Annotated in this window: 1 protein-coding gene; it reads right to left on the reverse strand. The window is 37.6% G+C overall.

Translation table 11 applies throughout. From position 1 onward, the window contains the following. Window positions 1-137 precede the first annotated feature (137 nt). The coding region (locus JQK88_RS35795; RefSeq protein ID WP_203281303.1) for a hypothetical protein at window positions 138-423 on the reverse strand (286 nt) is incomplete at its 5' end.

Below are 423 nucleotides of genomic sequence, written 5' to 3' on the forward strand. Positions count from 1 at the left end.
AGATTATTCATTACCGACAAAACCAGAATAAAATATTTGTGACATATATCGCAAGTTGTTCGGTTTCCTAAGGCATAGTACAGCATATTGAGCAATGCCAGTATTCGTCGATTTTGCACATCGTTCATAATGACCTCCTATAACATAACTCCGCTGGCAATAAGAAGTTTTGCCAGTTCCTCTGACGCCTGAAGACCACTAATAACTTGAGCACGCAGGATCTCATTCCTACGCTCTAAATCCGCTTTTGAAAGAGATTTATTAGAGTATAAATCTTGTAGATGATTTCCTTTATCCATGAAGGCATTAATAGCTTGTATTGCTGGAGCCGCCGGATCAGATGAACGCAATCTGCTTTCATTAAGATTAATTACTGCACTCAAAAATTCCTGCCTGCTCTTTAATGTCTTAAATTCTATATTT

Source organism: Mesorhizobium caraganae (assembly GCF_016836705.1).
GTDB classification, from domain to species: Bacteria; Pseudomonadota; Alphaproteobacteria; order Rhizobiales; family Rhizobiaceae; genus Mesorhizobium; species Mesorhizobium caraganae.